This is a genomic window from Ferrithrix thermotolerans DSM 19514, from assembly GCF_900128965.1.
In the GTDB taxonomy this organism is placed as follows: domain Bacteria; phylum Actinomycetota; class Acidimicrobiia; order Acidimicrobiales; family Acidimicrobiaceae; genus Ferrithrix; species Ferrithrix thermotolerans.
The window spans coordinates 21,854-27,893 of the sequence record NZ_FQUL01000030.1 but is presented as its reverse complement, the minus strand read 5'-3'; the positions used below and the strand labels follow the sequence as shown (position 1 = coordinate 27,893).

9 protein-coding genes are annotated in these 6,040 nt (G+C 49.8%); 8 read left to right on the top strand and 1 reads right to left on the bottom strand.

Features of this window, described 5'->3' with window-relative positions; translation table 11 throughout:
- Positions 1-366: 366 nt before the first annotated feature.
- The 8 genes from BUA24_RS13435 to gnd all read left to right on the top strand — a co-directional run bounded on the left by BUA24_RS13435 (position 367) and on the right by gnd (position 5,448).
- Complete coding sequence (locus BUA24_RS13435) at positions 367-483, top strand: IS3 family transposase (RefSeq protein ID WP_419187302.1); 117 nt, start codon at positions 367-369, stop codon at positions 481-483.
- Complete coding sequence (locus BUA24_RS11960) at positions 476-907, top strand: DDE-type integrase/transposase/recombinase (protein WP_084660378.1); 432 nt, start codon at positions 476-478, stop codon at positions 905-907. Before BUA24_RS13435 ends, BUA24_RS11960 begins: the two co-directional genes overlap by 8 nt.
- Positions 908-910: 3 nt before the next feature.
- Complete coding sequence (locus BUA24_RS11955; RefSeq protein WP_084660377.1) at positions 911-1,114, top strand: IS3 family transposase; 204 nt, start codon at positions 911-913, stop codon at positions 1,112-1,114.
- Positions 1,115-1,149: 35 nt separating this feature from the next.
- On the top strand, positions 1,150-1,254 hold the full coding sequence (locus tag BUA24_RS13430; protein ID WP_072791593.1) for an MBL fold metallo-hydrolase: 105 nt from the start codon (positions 1,150-1,152) through the stop codon (positions 1,252-1,254).
- Between the two features lie 240 nt (positions 1,255-1,494).
- Entirely contained in the window at positions 1,495-1,689 is a 195-nt protein-coding gene (locus tag BUA24_RS09040; protein ID WP_072791586.1) for an MBL fold metallo-hydrolase, read from the top strand.
- A 370-nt stretch (positions 1,690-2,059) separates the two neighbouring features.
- On the top strand, positions 2,060-2,959 hold the full coding sequence (locus BUA24_RS09035) for an aldose epimerase family protein (RefSeq protein ID WP_084660376.1): 900 nt from the start codon (positions 2,060-2,062) through the stop codon (positions 2,957-2,959).
- Complete coding sequence (zwf, locus tag BUA24_RS09030) at positions 2,938-4,350, top strand: glucose-6-phosphate dehydrogenase (RefSeq protein ID WP_072791581.1); 1,413 nt, start codon at positions 2,938-2,940, stop codon at positions 4,348-4,350. Before BUA24_RS09035 ends, zwf begins: the two co-directional genes overlap by 22 nt.
- Before the next feature lie 84 nt (positions 4,351-4,434).
- On the top strand, positions 4,435-5,448 hold the full coding sequence (gene gnd / locus BUA24_RS09025; RefSeq protein WP_072791591.1) for a phosphogluconate dehydrogenase (NAD(+)-dependent, decarboxylating): 1,014 nt from the start codon (positions 4,435-4,437) through the stop codon (positions 5,446-5,448).
- Positions 5,449-5,812: 364 nt separating this feature from the next.
- On the opposite strand, the gene BUA24_RS12570 is transcribed toward gnd, so the two are convergent.
- Entirely contained in the window at positions 5,813-6,040 is a 228-nt protein-coding gene (locus BUA24_RS12570; RefSeq protein WP_072791579.1) for a hypothetical protein, read from the bottom strand.

Genomic DNA, 6,040 nt, shown 5'->3' with positions numbered 1-6,040 from the left:
CCGTTCATAGGTTGTGTAGCCTAGACCTCTCAAAATGACGGCTTCAATCTGGCCATACACCCAAGAATGCTCGACAACAAACCGATTCCTGGTCGATCTTGGCACCGGATTACCACTTATTTCTGAAGACCCGCTAAGGCGAGCGAACGAGATCCAATTAGCGGCATTGATTTTCTTTGCGACCGAGCTGGACGGTCAACCAGGAGTGAAACGAAACAAGTAGTAGCGTGCATCGACGCGAATAGGGACAAGTGGAGGGTCCAGCCGATCTGTACAGTACTGCACTTCACCTCCTCTACGTACTATGACTACAAGCGACGAGAATCCTCAAATAGAACCCTTTGAGACGAAAAGCTCAAAGTTCTCATAACTGAGACGTACGAGGCTAACTACAGCGTCTATGGAGCCAAGAAGCTTTGGGCGGCACTGAACAGAGCTGGCAACGAAGTGGCTCGCTGCAGAAGTCGAGAGACTCATGCGTGAACTGGGTATTGTGGGTGCCATTTGGGGTAAAGGGATCGTTATCACCACCATTGCTGATGAGTGGCTAGAGAGACCCAAGGACCTTATCAAGCGACACTTCGTATCGTTCGCACCAAATGAGCTCTGGTGTTCCGACATCGCATATGTCAAGACAAGAGCTGGGTGGGCCTATGTGGCCTTCATCATCGATGTCTTCTCTAAGATGATCGTCGGTTGGAAGGTAGCCAACTCTCTAAAGAGTGACCTAGCTACCGACGCGCTAGCACAGGCTATGGCCCAAAGGCCAGATACAGAGGATCTCATTCATCACAGCGATCGAGGCGTCCAGTGTCTCTCTGTAGCCTTCTCGACGACTCTTCTGGCCGCTGGCATCCGACCTTCAGTCGGAACTACGGGTGATAGTTATGATAACGCGCTCGCCTAGAGTTTGAATGGCTTATACAAGACGGAGTTGATTCATGCCATTGGTATCTGCGACGATGAGATCGCTGTCGAGTGGGAGACCTGCAAGTGGGTGGACTGGTTCAACAACAGGCGACTTCACTCCTCGATTGGAATGATGTCGCCAGTCGAATACGAAGCTCTGTACTGTGCTCAAAGGAAGTCTGGCAATCACTTGATTGACAGATAACCGGGTCTCTGTAGAACCCGGGGCGGTTCAATCCTCTGCCGGTTTCTCTGGATGCAATTAATGTCTCATTGAGGGATATAAAAGCTGTTGCTGTCAGTCATCTTCACAACGATCACTCGGGGGGCTACGACACTTCATAAAGGATGCACCTATCTTTGTTCAACAGCGGTAACTTGACTTTCGGCTCTTTGAGTTCCCTAAGGCAGAAGAAACGGCATCTTTAGGGTTGACTGCGACGACCAGCGACTTCGTTTTCATCCTCTTTAAGGCCATCTAAATGACCAACCAGAAGAGATATTGCCTGGAGTAGAAGCCGTGCCGACCTTTGGTCATGCACCTGGACACCAGTCCTTCGTAGTGAACTTCCTAGATGGACAAGCATGGTTTTAGCCTTCGACGCCGCAGACTTGATGGAGAACTTGGAAAGAGAGCTACCCATCGGCGGCGTAGTAGATATTGAGCCGGAAGCTATAGCGGTTCATATAAGGAGACTAAAGTCGCTTGCCCATGAGAGAGGATATCTACTGGTGCCTTGGCACGATCCTCACGTGTGGCCAAACTCACTCAGCTCGTGAGAGAAAACGGCGATCGTGTGCCGAAATATCTGACTACCAGGTACCTATTTTCTCAATAAGTTGATGTTTGCTCTGAGACTTAGGACTAAGGAGACGGGTTTCAACTTCATCCTGTATTGATCACGGGAAATTCTCGGGATTACACCTAGGGGAAAAGTAAAGATGAGTCTGAAATCTTTGCTGATAACTCACCCTACCAACACGGTGATAGTGACGCTACTCCTCTTGGCTCGGCGGTGCTTCAAGCCATCGATCTCCTAAGGTCCGTCTTGCTATGAGATCGTAACAATTCCCTACAGTTGGGTCCAAGATCGAGATTCGACTCAGGATGCCCGACAGTGCTAGGGTGGTGCTCTAGGAGGTACCAGAGATTTCTTTCTCCTCAGGTGATCAGTACGAAATAGCTGCAAGCGGATACTCATGCACCGTAACCCAGGTAGGTGCAACGTTGCGGAGTCTTAGTTTCCATGGGAGAGATCTCATAGAGAGCTTCTCCGAACGAGAGATCTGTCCTGCGGCGCATGGTGCATTTCTATTTCCTTGGCCCAATCGAATAGAGAAAGGGAGCTACCTCTATGAGGGAAACTCCTATCAGCTAGATATCTCAGAACCTAGCACCATGAGCGCTATTCATGGACTCTGCAGATGGCAGCCCTTTGTGCTGACGGAGTGGGAATCGGACTTCATCTCATTGTCTTATGAACTTTATCCAACTCCAGGTTACCCTTTCCACTTGGGCGTTTCTCTTTCTTACAAGCTCCGTGACGATGGACTCGTTGTTACTACCCAGGTTGAAAATCTTGGAGAACGTCGTGCCTTATACGGAGTTGGACATCATCCGTACCTATCTCCTGGAGCGTCTTACTGCGCAGACGATGTGATTTTGACTATAGATGCACAAACTGTCTGCAATAGACAGGTAGTGGATCCTTTGGGAAGGGTGGTGCCCCCATCTGCATTTGCCGAAGGTGTCTCACTTCGGGGACTCATTTTGGATGACACCTTTTCTGATCTCAAGCGGGACAAATCAACTGTGTCGAGGGTGTCAATAACAGGTGGTGACAAGGTTACCGTCGAAATATGGATGGACGAACACTATCGCTACGTGCAGATCTTTAGCGGCGACACCCTTGATAGTGCGAGAAGACGCAAGGCGGTTGCGATAGAGCCCATGACGTGTCCACCTCAGGCGTTTCGCACCAAAGAGGCGGTCTTTGAGATTGCTCCGCAGGAAATGATGGATATGAGATGGGGGATGAGGATAAAGTGAACTCTGAGCACAACGGAACATTGTCAGACCTTTTGGTTGTCTTTGGTATCACCGGCGACCTCGCATTCAAGATGACCATTCCAGCACTTTACAGACTCGAACGAAGCGGTTATTTGAACTGTCCAATAGTTGGGGTGGCCATAGACGACTATGACGACACGGCGATCTCCAAGAGGTTTCGAGACTCTTTAGAAAATGCAGGCGAACACGTGGAGCATAAAGTTATCTCCGCTCTGCTCGCCAGGTTTTCATACATACAAGGAGATTTTCTAAGCTCTTCGACCTACGATCGCTTGAGAGATGTCGTCTCCCACTCTAAAAATCCGCTCTTCTATCTTGAGGTGCCACCGGCGCTCTTTGCCCCCATGGTCAAGCTTCTTACTGAGGCCGGACTTTCTCAAAGAGCCAAGGTTCTCATCGAAAAGCCCTTTGGAACCGATCTTGCAAGCGCCAAAGCGCTAAACAAGACGCTTCATGGTCTTGTTGAGGAAGATCAGATCTTGCGCATAGATCACTTTCTTGGTAAACAGCCTTTGATGGATCTAGCATACATACGCTTTGCGAACCAGATCATAGAGCCATTGCTCGATAGAGTGCACATGGACTCGATTCAAATTACCATGGCCGAGGACTTTGGTGTGGATGATCGCGGGTCGTTTTACGATAGGGTTGGTGCTATAAGAGACGTGGTTCAAAATCATCTTCTCCAGGTCCTCGCTCTTGTAACGATGGACACACCACTCTCAGGTGCATACAAAGATATCTGGGACAAAAAGGTAGAAGCTCTTCGGGCGGTGTCCTCGATGGATATTGCTACTTCTGTGATGGGGCAGTACGACGGTTACCTAGAGGTTCCAGGGGTATCCCATAATTCACAGACTGAGACCTTCTTTGCCACAAAAGTCTCGATCGAGAGCTGGCGATACTTTGGGGTACCGATCTTCATCCGAACTGGTAAATATCTAAAGGTTAGATCTACAGAGATAAGAGTGGTGTTTAAGCCGGCGCCTGAACTTTCTTACATCAAGGATGTAAGTACGCTCCCTCCCAATCAGATGATCCTTCGAATTGATCCAAAACCTGCGCTTAGACTTTCGATATGCTCTAAGGACTCAACGGGTTCAAGTGGGAGGGTGGTGCATATGGATCTTCCCTTTGAAGAGGAACTCGGGAGGCTGCCTATGCCCTATGAGCGACTCCTCCATGACGCCCTGGTCGGTGAGTACTCCTTATTTACTCGAGAAGACGCGGTGGAAGAGAGTTGGCGTATCGTTCAGCCTTTGCTGGATGGGGAGCGCAACGTTGTAAGCTACCAAAAGGGGGGTTATGGACCCAAGGAGGCTCGTCATCTTTGTAAAGGTCATCTGGGATGGCAGGAACCGTGGCTGTAACAAGTAGCAGAATATACCTAGATGTAGAGTTCTGGGCCTTCTAGAGATGAGAAAGGAAAGAAGCATATGTCCACGCAGAGTCCTATGCAACTTGGAATGGTAGGTCTTGGCCGCATGGGAGCGAATATCGTGCGCCGACTTATGAGAGACGGGCATCGCTGCGTGGTCTACGACCTAAATGCGAAGGCGGTGGATACACTCGTCGCAGAGGGAGCTGAAGGCGCCTACAGCTTGGAGGAGTTTGTACAAAAGCTGGAGAAACCAAGACATATCTGGATAATGGTGCCGGCTGGAACCGTTACCGAGAGGACGATCTCAACGCTATCAGAGATCCTAGATCCAAAAGACGTGATAATAGACGGTGGTAACTCCTACTATCGGGACGATATCAAGCATGCAGAAGCACTAAAGACCAAGGGAATCCACTTTGTAGACTGCGGCACAAGTGGCGGCGTTTGGGGGCTAGAGCGGGGTTACTGCTTGATGATCGGCGGAGAAACTCCCGTGGTAGAGCATCTAACACCTATATTTGAGACGCTGGCGCCCGGGGTGCAGTCGGCTCCGAGGACCCGTGGTAGGTCGGGTGAGATCTCTTCAGAAGAGGTAGGCTACCTACACTGTGGCCCAAGCGGAGCTGGGCACTTTGTCAAGATGGTGCATAACGGCATAGAGTACGGCATGATGGCAGCCTTTGCCGAAGGCTTCAATATCTTGCACAGCGCTAACGCTGGTAAACAAGAGACGGTGGCGGACGCGGAAACAGCTCCACTTGTCAACCCGGAGTTCTACCGTTACGACATCGACGTAGACAAGGTTGCCGAGGTGTGGCGAAGAGGTAGTGTTGTGCAGTCATGGCTACTTGACCTCACCGCCGAGGCTCTAGCTGAGTCACCCCAACTAGAGGAGTTCGAAGGTAGAGTTTCAGACTCGGGAGAGGGTAGATGGACGTCGATTGCAGCGATCGATGAGGGTGTGCCAGCTCCAGTCCTTACTGCTGCTCTCTATTCGAGGTTCTCTTCAAGGGGGCTCGACAACTTTGCTAACAAGATTCTCTCTGCTATGCGAAAAGGCTTTGGAGGTCATGATGAAAAAAAGTAATGGTTGGTCCTGATTTGATTTAGTGCTACATAATTCCCAGGCTCGATTTATGGGTACAAGATGTATCAGTGCTAGTCACCAAAGCATAAGAGACAGTCATCGCCCTTTGTTCGCTCAGCCTTTAGATTTGTGACATGCCCAAGGTGAGCTATTCCTAAAATCTGTGTTTGATGGATTTTTCGGTGGGGTAAGTTCGGACTCAAGGGCTTGGTTGAGCTGGATCTTCTGCCAAGATGCCCTTGGAAGAGTCATCTTGAGAAAGAGACCCAAAGACCCATAACAAAGGCGTAGCTCTTCTTTGCTAGTAACTCTCCCAAAAAAGAGAATCACGCGTAGCTAGTTTCAAGCGCCATTACAGAGCTACCTAAAGACCTACGCAACAACGCTGCAAGCGAGAGCGCTTGAGGCCGAGGTAGAGTTTGTTGTCGTTGCGCTGAAAGCCTTTGGCATCGAGGTCATTTGTAACGGTTAACGATGAGGTTGCGAGGTCGCTATTGCGATCAGGTAGACAGGCGTCGAAGTTCCTCATATCCACTCTAAGGACGGCACCTCGATCAATGTCGTATCTACCTTGATCTCCAACTACCCACAA